This window comes from Cupriavidus pinatubonensis (assembly GCF_019602855.1).
Classification (GTDB): Bacteria; Pseudomonadota; Gammaproteobacteria; order Burkholderiales; family Burkholderiaceae; genus Cupriavidus; species Cupriavidus pinatubonensis.
In genome coordinates, this window is the sequence record NZ_CP080767.1 from 3,110,305 (window position 1) to 3,126,894 (window position 16,590).

The window sequence follows — 16,590 nt, forward strand, 5'->3', positions numbered from 1 at the left end:
CCGCCGGCAGCCTGCGCAGGCTGCCGGTATCATGCCGAAACCCAATCTCTGACGAGCCTTCCATGGATTTGCGCGGCAAGCACATCGTTCTCGGCCTGACCGGCGGCATCGCCTGCTACAAGTCGGCCGAACTGGTCCGCCTGCTGACCAAGGCCGGCGCCACGGTTCAAGTGGCGATGACCGAGGCGGCGACCCATTTCATCACCCCGGTCACGATGCAGGCCCTGTCGGGCCGCCCGGTGTTCCTGTCGCAGTGGGATGCGCGCGTCGACAACAACATGGCGCACATCGATCTCTCGCGCGAGGCCGATGCCATCGTGATCGCGCCAGCATCGACGGACTTCCTCGCCAAGCTGGCCAACGGGCTCTGCGACGATTTGCTGACCACGCTGTGCATTGCGCGCGACTGTCCGCTGCTCGTGGCACCGGCCATGAACCGCCAGATGTGGGCCGCTGCGCCGACGCAACGCAATGCGGCGCAACTCCGTGCCGATGGCGTCGTCATCCTCGGCCCCGGCAGCGGCGATCAGGCCTGCGGCGAAGTCGGCGACGGCCGCATGCTGGAGCCCGAAGAGCTGGTCGACGACATCATCGCGTTCTTCCAGCCCAAGCCGCTGGCAGGCAAGCGCGTGCTGATCACCGCGGGCCCGACGTTCGAAGCGATCGACCCGGTACGCGGCATCACCAACCTGTCGTCGGGCAAGATGGGCTTTTCGATCGCGCGCGCCGCGCGCGAAGCCGGTGCCGACGTGCGGCTGGTCTCCGGCCCGACTGGCCTGCCCACGCCGCGCGGCGTAGTGCGCAGCGATGTGCGCAGCGCCCAGCAGATGCATGACTCGGTGCTGGCCCAGTTGCACGACGTCGACGTGTTCATTGCGGTCGCCGCCGTGGCCGACTGGCGCCCCGCCGAGGTCGCCCAGCAGAAGCTCAAGAAGGTCAACGATACCGACACCCCGACGCTGCAGTTCGTGCAGAACCCGGATATCCTCGCCACCGTGGCGGCGCGCGCCGATGCGCCCTACTGCGTCGGCTTTGCCGCCGAGAGCGAGAACCTTGAGCAATACGGCGAGCAGAAGCGCCAGCGCAAGGGCGTGCCGCTGCTGGTTGGCAATATCGGCCACCATACCTTCGGGCTCGACGACAACGAGATCGTGCTGTTCGATGCCGCGGGCATGACGCGACTGCCGCGCGCCGACAAGCTGACGCTGGCGCGGCAGCTTGTGGCCGCCATCGGTCAGCGCCTGCCGGGCCGTGCCCACCCCTGACGCGCATGACTGCGAACCGACCCCGGCTGCGCCTGTCCGTGCTCGACCAGAGCCCGGTGATCGCCGGCCATACCGCGCGTGACGCGCTTGCTGCCACCATCGAACTGGCCCAGATGGCCGACGCGCTCGGCTACACGCGCTACTGGTGCGCCGAGCATCACGGCCTGCGCGGCGTCTGCAATCCGGCGCCCGAAGTCATGCTCGCGCGCATCGGCAGCGTGACGCAGCGCATCCGGCTCGGCTCGGGTGGCGTGATGCTGCCCTACTACAGCCCGTTCAAGGTTGCCGAGCAATTCCGCATGCTCGAAGGACTGTTCCCGTACCGTATCGACCTCGGCGTGGGCCGCGCGCCTGGCGGCGATATGCGCACTGCACAGGCTGTGGCGATGGGCCAGTATGATCGCGGCTCGCAGTTCGAGGAGCAGGTGCGTGACCTTGCATGCCTGCTGAGCGGCGAGGTCCCTTCCGGCCATCTCGCTGAAGGCGTATTGCTCCAGCCCGTCATCGATACGCGGCCCGAACTGTGGGTGCTCGGTTCGAGCGACTACGGCGGCGCACTGGCCGCAAAGCTTGGGCTGCGGTTTGCCTTTGCGCACTTCATCAACGCGCACACCGGCCACCACGTCGCGCGGCAGTATCGCGAGGACTTCCAGGAAGGCTACGAGGCCAAGCCCTACAGTGCCGCCGCGATCTTCGTGATCTGCGCCGACACTGACGCGGAGGCAGCCGAACTCGAGCGCGCTGTCGACCTGCGCCGCCTGCAGATGGCCTACGGCGTAAACGCGCCGATTCCCTCTCTGGAACAGGCCGGAAGCCACACGCCAACCGAACGCGACCGGCTGATCATCGAGCGCGAACGTCCGCGCACGATCTGCGGCACGCCGGAACGCGTGACCGAGCGGATGCTTGCGCTGCGCGAGCAATTCGCTGCGGACGAACTCGTCGTGCTCAGCGTGACCGCCACCTACGCCGCGCGGCTGCGTACGTACGAACTGCTCGCCGAAGCGTTCGAACTGAATTCCGAAAACTGATGTCCGGCCCGGGCAAGCTGCCCGGCCTGCGACTGACTGAACCGATCCAGAAATGAGCCAACAACTGAACCCGACCGTTGAAATCAAGGTCCTCGACGCCCGCCTGAACGAGTGGGGCCTGCCCGCCTACCAGAGCGACATGGCCGCCGCCATCGACCTGCACGCCTGCGTCGATGCGCCCGTGTCCATCGCCGCGGGCACCGCTGCGCAACTGGTGCCGGCCGGCATCGCCGTGCATATGGGCAACCCGTACATGGCCGCGACCATCGTGCCGCGCTCGGGGCTGGGCCACAAGAAGGGGCTCGTGCTCGGCAATTCGATTGGCGTGATCGATGCCGATTACCAGGGCCAGATCATGGTCAGCGTGTGGAACCGCAACGCGCCGGGTACCGAGCCGATCGTGATTCAGCCCGGCGAGCGCATCGCGCAGATGATGTTTGTGCCCGTGCTGCGCCCGGTGTTCACGACGGTAGAAGAGTTCTCGGAGAGCAGCGAGCGCGGCGCCGGCGGTTTCGGGTCGACAGGCGTGCACCACGCCAAGGCCAGCGCCTGAGCGCCGGCTGGCTTCAGTGCATCAGTCCTGCTGCTCGAACAGCAGGGCCACACCTCCGGCGGCATCCGCCGGAATCAGTGTTTCATGCGGCCCCAAGTCCATCGCGGCAACCCCTGCGGAGCGCCATAGCTGGCGCGCCTCCGCCAGCGCGGTAGTGCGCAGGCGGATCGCCGCATAGCCGGGCACGTCGCGCCGGATATGCGACGTGCCGGTCGCGGCCGCCAGCGCCTGCGGCGTGCTGATGACCAGCGTGGCATCGTCGACCGCCAGGCTGCAGATGTGGTCGCTTAGCTGGGTCATCTCGCCGCCGGTCAGTTCGGCATACGCGCGGCCGGCCGCATCCACCAGCGACGGCGCAACCACCAGAAACATCGACGCAATCGCCTGTGCACCATTGGCGTGTCGAATCCATTCCGGCCGCCAGAGTAGTTCAGGCGTACGGTGTTCACAGACGAAGTAGCGCGCGCCCGGCGCGTCGTCGAGCGCCGTGACGCGGAACGTGGCCGCGTACTCGCTGCCATCGTCGAGCACCACGGGACGCGAGAACTCGATCGGGTCCGAGGTGTGCCATCCGCCCTCGCGCAGACGCGCTGCCGTTGCGAACGCATCAGCGCTCTTGCACGACATGGCCGCGCAACCGCCTCCGCGCTGCTGCGCTTCCCAGTAATACTGCCGGCTAGGATTGGGCGCGGTGACGTGCAGCAGTTCGACATAGTCGCGGGCGAGCATGATGCAGTGGTTCTGCGAACCGAGCGTGTGGTAGCCGCGCGGCGTCAGCGTGAAGCCGAGCCGCCGCCAGGCTTGCGCGCCGGCATCGAGATCGAGACAGACCACGACGGCGTGGTCAAACATTTCTGCCTGGTTTGCCATTACTCGAACTGGATATTGGCCTTGCGTGCCACGGCCTGCCACTTGTCGTGCTCGTGCCGCACGAGGTTGCCAAGCTCAGCGGGGCTGCCCCCGACGATTTCGAAGCCCTGCGCTGCCAGTGCATCGACCACGCGCGGCTGGTGCAGTGATTCCACGAGTGCGTCATGGATCCGGCTCACGGTGGCGGGCGCCATGCCCGCCGGGCCGAACACGCCGATCCATGAGTACGCTTCAAACCCGCGCACGCCCTGCTCCGCCACGGTCGGCACCTGCGGCAACTGCTTCAGGCGGCTGGTGCCAGTGACACCGAGCACCTTGATGGTTTTGGCCGCCACATGGGCCTGCACGGCTGCGTAACTGCTGAAGAAGATATCGACCTCGTTCGATAGCACCGCCTGCACGGCCGGCCCACCGCCCTTGTAGGGCACGTGCAGCATGTGCACGCCGGCTTCGGTCGCCAGCGCTTCGGCGGCAAGCTGGTTCAGGCTGCCGATACCGGACGAGGCATAGCGCACGCCGTCGTGCTTCGCCTTGGCGAGCGCGATCAGCTCGCGCACATTCGACGCGGGCAGGGCCGGATTGGCGGCGATCACCAGCGGGAAACGCACGAGCTGCGAAATCGGCGTGAAGTCGCGGAAGGTGTCGTAGGGAAGCTGCTTGTAGGCAAACGGGTTGATGGCGTGGGTGTCGAACGCCATCAACAGCGTATTGCCATCCGGCTTGGCCCGGGCCACCGAACTCGAGGCGAGCAGGCCGCCCGCGCCTGGCTTGTTGTCGACCACAACCGTCTGGCCCAGCAAGGATTTCAGGCCCGGCTGAAGCTGACGCGCCACGATGTCGACGCTGCCACCGGGCGGGAACGGCAGGACCATCGCGATCAGACGGCCGTTCATGGGCAATTCGGCGGGCGCGCTGGCAGCAGTGGCAGCAACGGCTTGCACCGCGGTCAGGGGCGTGGCGGCCAGCGGCAGCGCTTTGAGCAGCATGCGGCGCAGCCGCGTGCGATCGGGACGGGACATCGGGCTTTCAGGAAGGGGCAGCTGGCAGCTGCCTGGACAAAAACAAAGGGCGGCATTTCTGCCGCCCCTGTATTTTGCCCGAGGATGGCCGCAATTGCAGACAATGTCCTCGCGCGCCCGCTCAGGCCTCTGCGCGCTGCTCGCTTTCCGGTGCTTCCGGCGGTTCCGGATCGGCCTCGGAGAAGTCCAGCTTGATCTGGTCCTGCTCGTCGAGATCCACCACGACCTTGCCACCGGACACCAGCTTGCCGAACAGCAGTTCGTCGGCCAGAGCCTTGCGGATCATGTCCTGAATCAGGCGCTGCATCGGGCGTGCGCCCATCAGCGGGTCGAAGCCCTTGCGTGCCAGGAACTTGCGCAGCTTTTCGGTGAAGCTCGCTTCCACCTTCTTCTCGTGCAGCTGCTCTTCGAGCTGCATCAGGAACTTGTCGACCACGCGCAGGATGATTTCCTCGTCCAGCGAACGGAAGCTGATGGTGGCATCCAGCCGGTTGCGGAACTCCGGCGTGAACATGCGCTTGATGTCGGCCATCTCGTCGCCCTGCTGGCGCGACGTCGTGAAACCGATGGTGGCGCGGTTCATGGTCTCCGCCCCCGCGTTCGTGGTCATGATGATGATCACATTGCGGAAGTCGGCGCGCCGGCCGTTGTTATCGGTCAGCGATCCATGGTCCATCACCTGCAGCAGGATATTGAAGATATCCGGATGCGCTTTTTCGATTTCATCGAGCAGCAGCACGCAGTGCGGCTTCTTGGTGACGGCCTCGGTCAGCAGGCCGCCCTGGTCGAAACCGACGTATCCCGGCGGCGCACCGATCAGGCGGCTCACCGCATGGCGCTCCATGTACTCTGACATGTCGAAGCGCAGCAGTTCGATGCCCATGATGAACGCGAGCTGCTTGGCGACTTCGGTCTTGCCCACGCCGGTGGGGCCCGAGAACAGGAACGAGCCGATCGGCTTGTCGGTCTTGCCAAGGCCCGCGCGCGACATCTTGATCGCCGACGCCAGCGCCTCGATGGCCGGATCCTGGCCGAACACCACCGACTTCAGGTCGCGTTCCAGCGTCTGCAGCTTGCTGCGGTCGTCCTGGTTCACGCTCTGCGGCGGGATGCGGGCGATGCGCGAGACGATGTCCTCGATCTCGCTCTTGCCGATGGTCTTCTTCTGCTTCGACTTCGGCAGGATGCGTTGCGCTGCGCCGGCTTCGTCGATCACGTCGATCGCCTTGTCAGGCAGGTGACGGTCGGTGATGAAGCGCGCCGACAGTTCGGCCGCCGCGGTCAGCGCGGAAGACGCGTACTTGACGCCATGGTGTTCCTCGAAGCGCGACTTCAGGCCGCGCAGGATCTGCACGGTCTGGTCCACCGACGGTTCAACCACGTCGATCTTCTGGAAACGCCGCGACAGCGCTGCGTCCTTTTCGAAGATGCCACGATACTCGGTGAAGGTAGTTGCACCGATGCACTTGAGCTGGCCCGACGACAGCGCCGGCTTGAGCAGGTTACTCGCGTCCAGCGTGCCGCCCGATGCGGCGCCCGCGCCGATCAGCGTGTGGATCTCGTCGATGAACAGGATCGCGTTCGGATTGTCCTTGAGCGACTTCAGCACACCCTTGAGGCGCTGCTCGAAGTCACCACGGTACTTGGTGCCGGCCAGCAACGCGCCCATATCGAGTGAGTAGACGGTCGCCTTCTCGAGGATGTCGGGTACCTCGTTCTTGGTGATGCGCCAGGCCAGGCCTTCGGCGATCGCGGTCTTGCCGACGCCAGCCTCGCCGACCAGCAGAGGGTTGTTCTTGCGCCGGCGGCACAGCACCTGCACCACGCGCTCGACTTCGCTCTCGCGGCCGATCAGCGGATCGATCTTGCCGGCCTTGGCCAGCGCGTTCAGGTTCTGCGTGTACTGTTCGAGCGGGCTTTCCTTGCCGTCGCCGCCCTCGCCTTCGCCAGTGCCGTCACCGTGCTTGGCCGGTTCGGACTGATCCTTGCGGATGCCGTGGCTGATGAAATTGACGACGTCCAGGCGCGTCACGCCCTGTTGCTGCAGGTAGTAGACGGCATGGGAATCCTTCTCGCCGAAGATCGCGACCAGCACATTGGCGCCCGTCACTTCCTTCTTGCCGTTGGAAGTCGACTGGACGTGCATGATCGCGCGCTGGATCACGCGCTGGAAACCGAGCGTGGGCTGGGTATCGACTTCGTCGGTCCCCGGAACCACCGGCGTGTTGTCAGCAATAAAATTCTTCAGGCTCGTGCGCAAGTCCTCGATATTGGCCGCGCAGGCGCGCAAGACCTCGGCTGCCGTGGGATTGTCGAGCAACGCCAGCAGCAGGTGCTCCACGGTAATGAACTCGTGGCGTGCCTGCCGGGCCTCAACGAACGCCATGTGCAGGCTCACTTCCAATTCTTGCGCAATCATGCTTCCTCCATCACGCACTGCAAGGGGTGCCCCGCCTGCCGCGCGTGCGTTGACACCAGCTCGACTTTTGTCGCGGCGATATCTCTGGTGTAGATACCGCAGACGCCCTTACCTTCCCGATGCACCGTGAGCATGATCTGCGTCGCGGTTTCCCGGTCCCTGCTGAAATACTGTTGCAGGATCATGACTACAAACTCCATCGGAGTGTAGTCGTCATTGAGCAGCACCACCTTGTACATAGCGGGAGGTTTGAGCTGCTGCTCTTTCCGCTCCAGAATGGTGCCTGCTTCGCGTTGTGGGACATTCGCCAGCCGTGTAGCCATGGCTTTATTCTAACCCTTACTCGCAACTCTGCAATTTGGGGAACAGTTGCAGGATTCAAGAGCCGTGCCACCTGTTTCCATCTGCTTCCCCGACGATCAAGAAGCGCCAAAGGCACTGCAAAGCACGTGGCTGGTGCACATGTGCAGGCTACCGCTGGCGCGCTCCGCACTACCGTGCGCACCCCCACACGGTACCATCAGCCGCCGTCCCATTCCCGCCACACCCTGCCGCGAGTGGGGAATCCGCCAGCTTGACAGTAGATGGGTTTGCCAGAAAAATCGGTCGCACATCCGGTACAGGCCAGCGAGCCAAGCAAAAAGGCCACGCCGGGTGATCCGTGAGCAGGGAGGCCCACGAATCCAGTGGCGGCATTTCGGGCAGGCAACTGCCAGATCCGTCGCCGCGCGAGACATCATGCCGCGTCATTGCCGACCGCATCCGACAGGAAGCGGCCGCCATGGCGCCGCAGCGCTTGTCATCCGGCTGGCCGCAGGCATCCCCGCTTTGAAATCTGCAATTTCGTTGGGGGAGTATATGGCAAGCGGTATCGTCAAATGGTTCAATGACGCCAAGGGCTTCGGGTTCATCAAGCCGGACGAAGGCGAAGAAGAACTGTTTGCGCACTTTTCGGCTATCCAGATGGCGGGCTTCAAGACGCTCAAGGAAGGTCAGCGCGTCTCGTTCGAGGTCGTGCAAGGCCCCAAGGGCAAGCAAGCCACGAACATCCAGGACGCCTCGGCCTGAAGTGCGCCGCGACCGCACCCGGGCCGACAGAGTTCCGGGGTGGTCACCAAGGATGCGGGGGGAACTCCCCCGGAACGGGATCCGCGCAGGTTGTGCCGCCGCCCTCAGGGCTGCGGAGGTGCCATGGCACGGACTCAGCTGCACGCTACCGCATCCGACAGAAAGCCCGGCTTCGTGCCGGGCTTTCTGCATTTCTTTTCTGCATCTCGTACCTGTGATAACGGGGCGCAGATCAGGCCCAGCCCTCGATCTTCAGCCCGCTGGCCTGCTCGGCCTCTTCCCGGCTGACCTTTCGCACGGTCTGGCCGAAAGTCCAGACATGGCCTTCCGGATCGCGGGCGGTATAGGCGCGATCGCCGTAGAACTGATCCTCCGGCTCGCAGATGATCACTGCGCCGGCCGCACGCGCGCGCTCGCAGTGCGCATCCAGCCCTTCCTGAAGGTGGACATGGATCGACTGCGTGTTCTTGCCGTTCACGCTGGCGGGGCTCGCCGTGAAATCAGCCCATTCGCTACCCACCATCAGGTAACTGTCCCCGAAACGCATCTCGGCATGCGCAAGCTTGCCCCGGTCGTCGGTGATGACCATGGTGCGCGTGAAGCCGAACGCCTGCTCCAGCCAGTCCAGCGCGCCCAGCGGTTCCCTGTAGAACACTGCCGCGCCGAGTGCGGCGCGGCGAAACGGGTCTTCCATTTGTTGGCTCCTTACACTGTCGGACACCCTGACGTTCTAGGCAGCCGGCATCGCGCAGACAAGAAAAAAAACCCCGGCAGCCTCATCGCTTACCGGGGTTCTGACGCGCCGCGCCCGCGCATGGGCGCCGGGCGGGATCACATGTTTTCGATCATCACCTGACCAAAACCCGAGCACGACACCTGGGTCGCACCTTCCAGCAGGCGGGCGAAGTCATAAGTGACCTTCTTCGACAGGATCGACTTTTCCATCGAGGCGATGATCAGGTCGGCCGCTTCGGTCCAGCCCATGTGGCGCAGCATCATTTCTGCCGACAGGATTTCCGAACCCGGGTTCACGTAGTCCTTGCCAGCGTACTTCGGCGCCGTGCCGTGCGTGGCTTCGAACATGGCCACGGAGTCGGACAGGTTCGCACCGGGGGCAATGCCGATACCACCGACCTGTGCTGCCAGTGCGTCCGAGATATAGTCGCCGTTCAGGTTCAGCGTCGCGATCACTGAATACTCAGCCGGGCGCAGCAGGATCTGCTGCAGGAAGGCGTCGGCAATGGCGTCCTTGATGACGATGTCGCGGCCCGTCTTCGGGTTCTTGAACTTGCACCACGGGCCTCCATCGACCAGCTCGGCGCCGAATTCCTTCTGGGCCAGCTCATAGCCCCAGTCACGGAAACCGCCTTCCGTGAACTTCATGATGTTGCCCTTGTGCACCAGCGTGACCGACGGCTTGTCGTTATCGATGGCGTACTGGATAGCCTTGCGCACCAGGCGCTGGGTGCCCTGCTTCGACACAGGCTTGACGCCAATGCCCGACGTTTCCGGGAAGCGGATCTTCTTCACACCCATTTCGTTCTGCAGGAAGGCAATCAGCTTCTGGGCCTGCGGGCTTTCGGCCTCCCATTCGATCCCGGCGTAGATGTCTTCCGAGTTCTCGCGGAAAATGACCATGTCGGTCTTTTCCGGCTCGCGCACCGGCGAAGGCACGCCCTTGAAGTAGCGCACCGGGCGCAGGCACACGTACAGGTCGAGCTGCTGGCGCAGCGCCACGTTCAGCGAGCGGATGCCGCCGCCGACCGGCGTGGTCAGCGGGCCCTTGATCGAGACGACGTATTCCTTGAGCACGTCCAGGGTTTCGTCAGGCAGCCACACGTCCGGGCCATAGACCTTGGTGGACTTCTCGCCGGCGTAGATTTCCATCCACGAGATCTTGCGCTTGCCGCCGTAGGCCTTTTCCACCGCGGCATCCACCACCTTGATCATCACAGGCGTGATGTCGAGGCCCGTACCATCGCCTTCAATATAAGGAATGATCGGAGTGTCCGGGACATTCAGCGAGAAATCCTGGTTGACCGTGATCTTCTCGCCGGCCGGGACCTTGATGTGTTGGTACATGACGTCTCCAGTACGGAACGGTTAAGACGGCCGCCCGGTACACGACCCGGCAGCGAAATATGGGAGGCGTAGCGAAGGCATTGTAGCCGGGCACCCCGGTTCATCTGCACTGCGCCGCACAATCCAGCCTTGCTTTCAGTCTTATATAAGACACAAGACTGGTTTCATATTATGCAGCAATTTTCCGTGATCTGCCATTCCGCCAAGCCGCGCCAGTCAAGGAAAGCAGGCGATTGGCCCCGTCTGCGGCATACTGCTGCCCCATGACGTTGATTGCCCTGAACAAACCCTTTGGCACGATGAGCCAGTTTTCCGAGCATCCCTCTCGCCCAACGCTGGCCGAGTGGATCGCAACGCCTGGCGTGTACCCGGCAGGCCGGCTTGATGCCGACAGCGAAGGCCTGCTGCTGCTGACCGATGACGGCGGCCTGCAGGCGCGCATTGCCGATCCGCGGCACAAGCTAGCCAAGACCTACTTCGCGCAGGTCGAGGGGATTCCCGACGAGGCCGCGCTGGCGCGCCTGCGACAGGGCATCGACCTCGGCGACTTCCACACCTTGCCGGCCAAGGTACGCGCGGTCGAGGAGCCGTCATGGCTTTGGCCCCGAAACCCACCGGTGCGCTTTCGCGCCGCGATTCCGACCAGTTGGCTGGAGCTCCAGATCCGTGAAGGCAAGAATCGCCAGGTTCGCCGCATGACGGCGGCCGTCGGCTTCCCGACGCTGCGCCTGCTGCGCGCCACCATCGGGCGGCTGGATCTACGTGAACTGGGCCTGCAGCCCGGACAGTCGTGCATCGTGGAGCCGGACCGGCTGGGCCTGCCACCGACTCGCACACCGCGCCCGGAGCCGCGAACCCTCGGGTCGGGCAACGCCGGAACGCGCGGCACCGGCATCAAGGGTCGAGTGCGTTACAAAAACTAACACCCGGCACGTCAACGCACCGGGCGGTGTCCTCGTTGTTGTCGGTGACGCGCCCAATTGCGCGCCGACCTTTCCGACTACAGTCACCCTTCGAGGTAATCGCAATGAAAAAACTGATCGCTGCCCTGGTTGTTGGTCTGTTCGCCACCGGCGCTTTCGCCCAGGCTTCGGCTCCTGCTGCTGCCGACGCTGCTCCGGCCGCCAAGGAAGCCCCGAAGGCCCAGAAGAAGAAGACCTCGCACAAGAAGCACCACGCCAAGAAGTCGACGGCTGCTGCTTCGGCGCCGGCTGCGCAGTAAGCATGCGGCTGCGGCGGGCATCCGCCGCACCGTGTGAAAGGCAGGTTGCCCGGCAACCTGCCTTTTTTGTATCTGCCGGACCGCCATACCCATGCCGCTCAGTCTTCGCCGGCGTGCGTTATGCTTGCGGCTGCCTTCGAATCTCCCGCCGCATTGCCATGCGAACCTTGACCAAGACCCCGCTTTCCCGCTGCATGTTGGTGGCCGCTGCCTTCAGCGGTCTGGCCCACGCCCAGAGCGCCCTCCCCGTGGTGCCACTCACAGCCGGCATGTACGCCATCCAGGCAGAGGTCGCGTCAACCCCCGCGGCACGTGAACAGGGGCTGATGTACCGGAAGTCGATGCCGGCCAATGCCGGCATGCTGTTCGTGTTCGAGCAGAAGGCCGGACACTGCTTCTGGATGAAGAACACCGACCTGCCGCTATCGATCGCCTTCCTGGCCGATGACGGCAGCATCGTCAATATCGAGGACATGGCACCGCAGACGCAAGACAACCACTGCCCGAAGGCAGCGATCCGCTACGCGCTCGAAATGAACAAGGGCTGGTTCGCGCAGAAGGGCATCCGGGCCGGCGCGAAGATAGGCGGACTGCCGCAGCCGCGCTGAGCGCACGCTGCAGCGAGGCGCCGGCATTGCACCGGCGCCCCTACAGGTACGGGGCAATCAGTCCCGGAAGTTGTTGAAGTCCAGCGGCGCCTCGGACACGTCCTTGCGCAGCATGGCGATCACGCTCTGCAGATCATCGCGCTTGGTGCCGGACACGCGCACGGCGTCGCCCTGGATGCTGCCCTGGACTTTGATCTTGCTGTCCTTGATCATGCGCACGATCTTCTTGCCCAGGTCGCCAGTCACGCCCTTCTTGATCGTGATGACTTGCTTGACCTTGTCGCCGCTGATCTTCTCGACCTTGCCGTAGTCGAGGAACCGCACGTCGACGTTGCGCTTGGCCATCTTGTTGAGCAGCACGTCCTTGACCTGCCCCAGCTTGAAATCATCGTCGGCAAAGGCGGTCAGTTCGCCCTCCTTCTGCTCGACCCGTGCGTTCGAACCCTTGAAATCGAACCGCGTCGAGATCTCCTTGTTGGCCTGCTCCACCGCATTCTTGACCTCGACCATGTTCGCTTCGCACACTACGTCAAACGACGGCATTGCATTCTCCTTGTCACTTGCCTGTCCGGCGCCCGCAACCCGGGCGGTCCGCGCCGGTACTTCCGTATAATCCAGCCTGCCTCGCGCTCCACGGAGCACCCGGCCGCCCAGCGGCGGCCGCATCACCTCTAGCTTGCATGGCAGATTTCCACGAATTTTATCCCCTGCGCCGCCACAATACATTCGGATTCGACGTCCGGGCGCGATATGCATCCCACATCCGCAGCGAAGCCGACCTTCTCGCCGCGCTGAATGACCCGCGTGCCGTCGGACTGCCGCTGGTGGTGCTCGGCGGCGGCAGTAATGTGGTGCTGACCGGCGATCTCGACGCGCTGGTTCTGCTGATGGAGATTCCGGGCTTTCGCGTTGGCACGGCGCCAGATGCCTGGCTGGTCACGGCGGGCGCTGGCGAAAACTGGCATGGGCTGGTCTGCCGCACCATCGCGGAGGGCCTCCCTGGCCTCGAAAACCTTGCCCTGATTCCCGGCACCGTCGGGGCGGCGCCTATCCAGAACATCGGCGCGTATGGCGTCGAACTGCGCGAGCGTTTTGCGAGCGTGCGGGCGCTCGACCGCCAGACGATGCGTTTCGTGGACCTCGACCTGGAACAGTGCGCGTTCAGCTACCGCGACAGCCTGTTCAAGCAGGCTGGTCGCGACCGTTACATCATCACGGCAGTGACGCTGCGCCTGTCGCGCGACTGGCAGCCGGTGCTGGCCTATGGCGAGCTGGCACGCGAAGTGGAAGGCAATGCCGCGCCTGACGCGGTGGCGATCCGCGATGCGGTGATCGCCATCCGCTCGCGCAAGCTGCCCGATCCCGCGCAGATCGGCAATGCGGGCAGCTTCTTCAAGAATCCGCTGGTCAGTGCAGAGCAACGCGACGTGCTGCTGGCGAGCCACCCCGATCTGGTCAGCTATGCCCAGCCCGACGGCTCGTTCAAGCTCGCCGCGGGCTGGCTGATCGACCGCTGCGGATTCAAGGGACTCAACGACGGCCCGGTGGGCGTCTATGGCAAGCAGGCGCTGGTGCTGGTACACCACGGTGGCGGCACCGGCGCAGCGCTGCTGGCGCTGGCCGGACGTATCGCCGATACGGTGCAGGCCCGCTTCGGCGTGCGGATCGAACCGGAACCGGTCGTGCTGTAATGGGCTCCGCGGCTGAGATCAGCCGTTCTGGTCAGCCAAAGTGGCAGACGTAGTCCAGGGTTTCCTGGACTTCAATGTCAAAGCTGCTGTTGCCCGGCACATCGAACTGCTGGCCGGCGCCATACGTCTGCCAGGCTTCGGAGCCGGCCAGGCGCACGCGGCACACGCCAGCGTTGATTTCCATGATTTCCGGAGCGCCGGTGTTAAAGGTCAGCGTCGCCGGGAAGATCACGCCGAGCGTCTTGCGCGTGCCATCGGCAAACAGCACGGTGTGGCTCACGCACTTGCCGTCGAAATACAGGTTGGCCTTCTTGACGACCGATACGTTATCGAACTGGCTCACTTCCATCTCCTTGATTGCAGTTTTGTGGATGCGGTCACGTAAAAAGAGGGGCCATGGCGGCCCCTCCCGTTGTGCCTGCCGGCGCGCGCCTCAGTGTCAGTAGCGGCCGCAGAGCAGATATTCCATCAGCGCCTTCTGCACGTGCAGGCGGTTTTCCGCCTCGTCCCAGACCACGCTCTTGGGGCCGTCGATCACGGCGGCCTCGACTTCCTCGCCGCGGTGGGCGGGCAGGCAGTGCATGAACAGAGCGTCCGGCTCGGCACGGTCCATCATCGCCGTGGTCACCATCCAGTTCTGGAACGCGCGCTTGCGCGCCTCGTTCTCGGCTTCGAAGCCCATGCTGGTCCACACATCGGTGGTCACCAGGCTCGCGCCCTTGCAAGCAGCGAGCGGATCTTCAAACACCTTCAGCTGGCCTGCCGCCGATGCCGGCACCAGGGCCGGATCGAGCTGGTACCCCGGCGGCGCCGAGAAATGGAACGTGAAGCCCAGCCGTTCGGCTGCCTGAATCCAGGTATAGGCCATGTTGTTGGCATCGCCGATCCACGCCACCGTTTTGCCGCGGATGCTGCCGCGCTGCTCGATATAGGTGAACACGTCGGCCAGCACCTGGCACGGGTGATATTCGTTGGTCAGGCCGTTGATCACCGGCACGCGCGAATGCGCGGCGAAGCGTTCGATGATGTCCTGCCCGAACGTGCGGATCATGATGATATCGACCATGCGCGAAATCACCTGCGCCGCATCCTCGATCGGTTCGCCACGGCCAAGCTGCGAGTCGCGCGTGTTGAGGAACACCGCATGGCCGCCGAGCTGGTGGATGCCGGCTTCGAACGACAGGCGCGTACGCGTCGAGTTCTTCTCGAAGATCATGGCCAGCGTGCGGTCGTGCAGCGGATGCCATGTCTCGTAGTTCTTGAACTTGGCCTTGAGGATCCGTGCGCGGTCCAGCAGGTACTCGTACTCGTCGGGAGTCAAGTCGCTGAACTGGAGGTAATGCTTGATCGGGGTTGAGCTCATAAAACAAAGAAGGCGGCCCGGAGGGGACACGCCGTCATCAAGTGCATGACAGAAGCGCGTCGCGGAGCCGCCTTTCGCGTCGCATACGCAATTTACTTGGAATGATCATAAGGGATTATTTCTGCTTTGGCGAGCCCGGAAGAACCCGGTTCGCCACCCGTTGACAGGTTCCCGACAGGATTTCGAGCTTATGCGCAAGTCTTATATAAGATATAATACTGGCTGATTCACGCGGGGCCCGGCATACCCATGCCGCCTGCCCGCCGCCGGCATCAAAAGTGCCCCCGCAGACACCGACGCCCCGCCAGTCCCGGCCGGAAAGAGCGAACCAACACTCGCCGGCCGCGTCAAACCGGGCGCCCGTTACGCGGGTTTTCCGTCGAGTCACCACGCCTCACCCGCAGTCGCCCAGTCTCATGAACCCCAATGTTCGCGAATATTTCATCCAAGGCATTACCAAGGAGGGCAAGACCTTCCGCCCGAGCGACTGGGCTGAACGACTCTGCGGCGTCATGGCGCAATTCCGTCCAGAAGGCGATACCGGCGATCCCCGCCTGACCTACTCCCCGTATGTACGCCCGATCTTCTCGGGCAACGTCAAATGCGTCGTGGTCGATGTGCGACTGCGCGAGATTGAACCCAAGGCGCTGGACTTCGTGCTGAACTTCGCGCGCGACAACAACCTGCAACTGGTCGAAGCCTGCTCGCTCGAATAATCCAACCGGGGCCGCAGCAGGATGCGGTAGCCAGAAAGCAAAAAAGCTCGTCGGATGACGAGCTTTTTTGTTGGGCGGGTACCGTAGCACCCGTCAGCGGGCCGCCGTGGCGGCCCGGGCAGCTATCAGGCAGCCATGGCCTTGATGGCAGCCGACAGACGCGACTTGTGACGTGCAGCCTTGTTCTTGTGCACGATCTTCTTGTCAGCAATGCTGTCGATGGTGGCTTGCGAGTTCTTGAAGATCTCGGCAGCGGCAGCCTTGTCGCCGGCGTCGATAGCCTTGCGAACAGCCTTCACGGCGGTACGCAGACGCGAGCGCAGGCTGGAGTTGTGGGCGTTCTGGGCAACGGCTTGGCGAGCGCGTTTGCGAGCTTGTGCGGAATTTGCCATTTAAATAAGTATCCTGAATTCTCAGATGCGTGCCGCGGGGGACACAACAATTAAGTCATATCAAGCGACCCGGGATGCACTGACACACGAATCCGGAACGCAACTGTCCTTGTGAATCGGCAATTATACACACACGTCAGCGCCACACGCAAGACTCACCTCGGTATACGGCGCTGCCCCCGGAAGCCGCCGGGACGATCCGTATAATAGTCGTCACTTCGACGCGCGCGCGTGCCGCCGCGGCAACTTTACCGCGCGCCGGGCGTCAGAACCGCCATCCCGATGCTAGCG

19 protein-coding genes are annotated in these 16,590 nt (G+C 64.0%); 9 read left to right on the top strand and 10 right to left on the bottom strand.

What is annotated here, in order from left to right; all coding sequences use genetic code 11:
- The first annotated feature begins 62 nt into the window (after positions 1–62).
- Genes coaBC through dut form a run of 3 tightly spaced genes read left to right on the top strand, consistent with a single transcriptional unit; the run spans position 63 to position 2,849 of the window.
- Positions 63–1,265 (top strand): bifunctional phosphopantothenoylcysteine decarboxylase/phosphopantothenate--cysteine ligase CoaBC, encoded by a 1,203-nt coding sequence (gene coaBC / locus K2O51_RS27080; protein ID WP_140953166.1) that lies wholly within the window; start codon positions 63–65, stop codon positions 1,263–1,265.
- Positions 1,266–1,270: 5 nt separating this feature from the next.
- On the top strand, positions 1,271–2,296 hold the full coding sequence (locus K2O51_RS27085) for an LLM class flavin-dependent oxidoreductase (protein ID WP_011298894.1): 1,026 nt from the start codon (positions 1,271–1,273) through the stop codon (positions 2,294–2,296).
- 52 nt (positions 2,297–2,348) lie between these two features.
- The gene (gene dut, locus K2O51_RS27090; protein ID WP_011298895.1) at positions 2,349–2,849 is read left to right on the top strand and encodes a dUTP diphosphatase; all 501 of its coding nucleotides are present in this window, start codon (positions 2,349–2,351) and stop codon (positions 2,847–2,849) included.
- 21 nt (positions 2,850–2,870) lie between these two features.
- Here the strand turns inward: dut and K2O51_RS27095 are convergent, their stop codons facing one another.
- The 4 genes from K2O51_RS27095 to clpS form a co-directional block, all read right to left on the bottom strand.
- Positions 2,871–3,719 carry a VOC family protein gene (locus tag K2O51_RS27095; protein WP_220631016.1) on the bottom strand — a complete coding sequence of 283 codons (849 nt, stop codon included), beginning with the start codon at positions 3,717–3,719 and terminating at the stop codon, positions 2,871–2,873.
- Positions 3,719–4,738 (bottom strand): tripartite tricarboxylate transporter substrate binding protein, encoded by a 1,020-nt coding sequence (locus tag K2O51_RS27100; RefSeq protein ID WP_220631017.1) that lies wholly within the window; start codon positions 4,736–4,738, stop codon positions 3,719–3,721. Before K2O51_RS27100 ends, K2O51_RS27095 begins: the two co-directional genes overlap by 1 nt.
- A 121-nt stretch (positions 4,739–4,859) precedes the next feature.
- A complete protein-coding gene (clpA, locus tag K2O51_RS27105) occupies positions 4,860–7,157 on the bottom strand; it encodes an ATP-dependent Clp protease ATP-binding subunit ClpA (RefSeq protein ID WP_011298898.1) in 2,298 nt (765 codons plus the stop codon).
- On the bottom strand, positions 7,154–7,480 hold the full coding sequence (clpS, locus tag K2O51_RS27110; RefSeq protein WP_011298899.1) for an ATP-dependent Clp protease adapter ClpS: 327 nt from the start codon (positions 7,478–7,480) through the stop codon (positions 7,154–7,156). The genes clpA and clpS overlap by 4 nt, the downstream gene beginning before the upstream one ends.
- Positions 7,481–8,015: 535 nt before the next feature.
- On the opposite strand from clpS, the gene K2O51_RS27115 reads away from it, so the two are divergent.
- On the top strand, positions 8,016–8,225 hold the full coding sequence (locus K2O51_RS27115) for a cold-shock protein (protein WP_011298900.1): 210 nt from the start codon (positions 8,016–8,018) through the stop codon (positions 8,223–8,225).
- Between the two features lie 232 nt (positions 8,226–8,457).
- On the opposite strand, the gene K2O51_RS27120 is transcribed toward K2O51_RS27115, so the two are convergent.
- Both K2O51_RS27120 and icd read right to left on the bottom strand, forming a co-directional pair.
- Entirely contained in the window at positions 8,458–8,919 is a 462-nt protein-coding gene (locus K2O51_RS27120; protein ID WP_220631018.1) for a VOC family protein, read from the bottom strand.
- 137 nt (positions 8,920–9,056) lie between these two features.
- On the bottom strand, positions 9,057–10,307 hold the full coding sequence (gene icd, locus K2O51_RS27125; RefSeq protein ID WP_140953161.1) for an NADP-dependent isocitrate dehydrogenase: 1,251 nt from the start codon (positions 10,305–10,307) through the stop codon (positions 9,057–9,059).
- Positions 10,308–10,570: 263 nt separating this feature from the next.
- Here icd and K2O51_RS27130 point away from each other — a divergent pair, with 263 nt between their 5' ends.
- The 3 genes from K2O51_RS27130 to K2O51_RS27140 all read left to right on the top strand — a co-directional run bounded on the left by K2O51_RS27130 (position 10,571) and on the right by K2O51_RS27140 (position 12,137).
- The gene (locus K2O51_RS27130) at positions 10,571–11,230 is read left to right on the top strand and encodes a pseudouridine synthase (RefSeq protein WP_220631019.1); all 660 of its coding nucleotides are present in this window, start codon (positions 10,571–10,573) and stop codon (positions 11,228–11,230) included.
- 104 nt (positions 11,231–11,334) lie between these two features.
- Positions 11,335–11,529 carry a hypothetical protein gene (locus K2O51_RS27135; protein WP_041679698.1) on the top strand — a complete coding sequence of 65 codons (195 nt, stop codon included), beginning with the start codon at positions 11,335–11,337 and terminating at the stop codon, positions 11,527–11,529.
- A 158-nt stretch (positions 11,530–11,687) separates the two neighbouring features.
- Positions 11,688–12,137 carry a DUF192 domain-containing protein gene (locus K2O51_RS27140; RefSeq protein ID WP_041679699.1) on the top strand — a complete coding sequence of 150 codons (450 nt, stop codon included), beginning with the start codon at positions 11,688–11,690 and terminating at the stop codon, positions 12,135–12,137.
- 57 nt (positions 12,138–12,194) lie between these two features.
- Here the strand turns inward: K2O51_RS27140 and K2O51_RS27145 are convergent, their stop codons facing one another.
- Positions 12,195–12,680: a YajQ family cyclic di-GMP-binding protein gene (locus K2O51_RS27145; protein ID WP_140951549.1), complete on the bottom strand. Its 486-nt coding sequence runs from the start codon at positions 12,678–12,680 to the stop codon at positions 12,195–12,197.
- 137 nt (positions 12,681–12,817) lie between these two features.
- On the opposite strand from K2O51_RS27145, the gene murB reads away from it, so the two are divergent.
- Positions 12,818–13,828, top strand: a complete 1,011-nt coding sequence (gene murB / locus K2O51_RS27150; RefSeq protein ID WP_140951551.1) for a UDP-N-acetylmuramate dehydrogenase — start codon at positions 12,818–12,820, stop codon at positions 13,826–13,828.
- 31 nt (positions 13,829–13,859) lie between these two features.
- On the opposite strand, the gene ppnP is transcribed toward murB, so the two are convergent.
- Positions 13,860–14,171: a pyrimidine/purine nucleoside phosphorylase gene (gene ppnP / locus K2O51_RS27155; RefSeq protein WP_140951553.1), complete on the bottom strand. Its 312-nt coding sequence runs from the start codon at positions 14,169–14,171 to the stop codon at positions 13,860–13,862.
- Between the two features lie 96 nt (positions 14,172–14,267).
- Positions 14,268–15,191 carry an ornithine carbamoyltransferase gene (argF, locus tag K2O51_RS27160; protein WP_011298909.1) on the bottom strand — a complete coding sequence of 308 codons (924 nt, stop codon included), beginning with the start codon at positions 15,189–15,191 and terminating at the stop codon, positions 14,268–14,270.
- Between the two features lie 416 nt (positions 15,192–15,607).
- Here argF and K2O51_RS27165 point away from each other — a divergent pair, with 416 nt between their 5' ends.
- The gene (locus K2O51_RS27165) at positions 15,608–15,907 is read left to right on the top strand and encodes a DUF3579 domain-containing protein (RefSeq protein ID WP_011298910.1); all 300 of its coding nucleotides are present in this window, start codon (positions 15,608–15,610) and stop codon (positions 15,905–15,907) included.
- A 125-nt stretch (positions 15,908–16,032) separates the two neighbouring features.
- Here the strand turns inward: K2O51_RS27165 and rpsT are convergent, their stop codons facing one another.
- A complete protein-coding gene (rpsT, locus tag K2O51_RS27170) occupies positions 16,033–16,299 on the bottom strand; it encodes a 30S ribosomal protein S20 (RefSeq protein WP_011298911.1) in 267 nt (88 codons plus the stop codon).
- Positions 16,300–16,590: the final 291 nt, after the last annotated feature.

Bases quoted from the DNA above. Each gene is read 5' to 3' on its own strand.
- coaBC (WP_140953166.1), top strand. From the start codon at position 63: ATGGATTTGCGCGGCAAGCACATCGTTCTCGGCCTGACCGGCGGCATC.
- K2O51_RS27085 (WP_011298894.1), top strand. From the start codon at position 1,271: ATGACTGCGAACCGACCCCGGCTGCGCCTGTCCGTGCTCGACCAGAGC.
- dut (WP_011298895.1), top strand. From the start codon at position 2,349: ATGAGCCAACAACTGAACCCGACCGTTGAAATCAAGGTCCTCGACGCC.
- K2O51_RS27095 (WP_220631016.1), bottom strand. From the start codon at position 3,719: ATGGCAAACCAGGCAGAAATGTTTGACCACGCCGTCGTGGTCTGTCTC.
- K2O51_RS27100 (WP_220631017.1), bottom strand. From the start codon at position 4,738: ATGTCCCGTCCCGATCGCACGCGGCTGCGCCGCATGCTGCTCAAAGCG.
- clpA (WP_011298898.1), bottom strand. From the start codon at position 7,157: ATGATTGCGCAAGAATTGGAAGTGAGCCTGCACATGGCGTTCGTTGAG.
- clpS (WP_011298899.1), bottom strand. From the start codon at position 7,480: ATGGCTACACGGCTGGCGAATGTCCCACAACGCGAAGCAGGCACCATT.
- K2O51_RS27115 (WP_011298900.1), top strand. From the start codon at position 8,016: ATGGCAAGCGGTATCGTCAAATGGTTCAATGACGCCAAGGGCTTCGGG.
- K2O51_RS27120 (WP_220631018.1), bottom strand. From the start codon at position 8,919: ATGGAAGACCCGTTTCGCCGCGCCGCACTCGGCGCGGCAGTGTTCTAC.
- icd (WP_140953161.1), bottom strand. From the start codon at position 10,307: ATGTACCAACACATCAAGGTCCCGGCCGGCGAGAAGATCACGGTCAAC.
- K2O51_RS27130 (WP_220631019.1), top strand. From the start codon at position 10,571: ATGACGTTGATTGCCCTGAACAAACCCTTTGGCACGATGAGCCAGTTT.
- K2O51_RS27135 (WP_041679698.1), top strand. From the start codon at position 11,335: ATGAAAAAACTGATCGCTGCCCTGGTTGTTGGTCTGTTCGCCACCGGC.
- K2O51_RS27140 (WP_041679699.1), top strand. From the start codon at position 11,688: ATGCGAACCTTGACCAAGACCCCGCTTTCCCGCTGCATGTTGGTGGCC.
- K2O51_RS27145 (WP_140951549.1), bottom strand. From the start codon at position 12,680: ATGCCGTCGTTTGACGTAGTGTGCGAAGCGAACATGGTCGAGGTCAAG.
- murB (WP_140951551.1), top strand. From the start codon at position 12,818: ATGGCAGATTTCCACGAATTTTATCCCCTGCGCCGCCACAATACATTC.
- argF (WP_011298909.1), bottom strand. From the start codon at position 15,191: ATGAGCTCAACCCCGATCAAGCATTACCTCCAGTTCAGCGACTTGACT.
- K2O51_RS27165 (WP_011298910.1), top strand. From the start codon at position 15,608: ATGAACCCCAATGTTCGCGAATATTTCATCCAAGGCATTACCAAGGAG.
- rpsT (WP_011298911.1), bottom strand. From the start codon at position 16,299: ATGGCAAATTCCGCACAAGCTCGCAAACGCGCTCGCCAAGCCGTTGCC.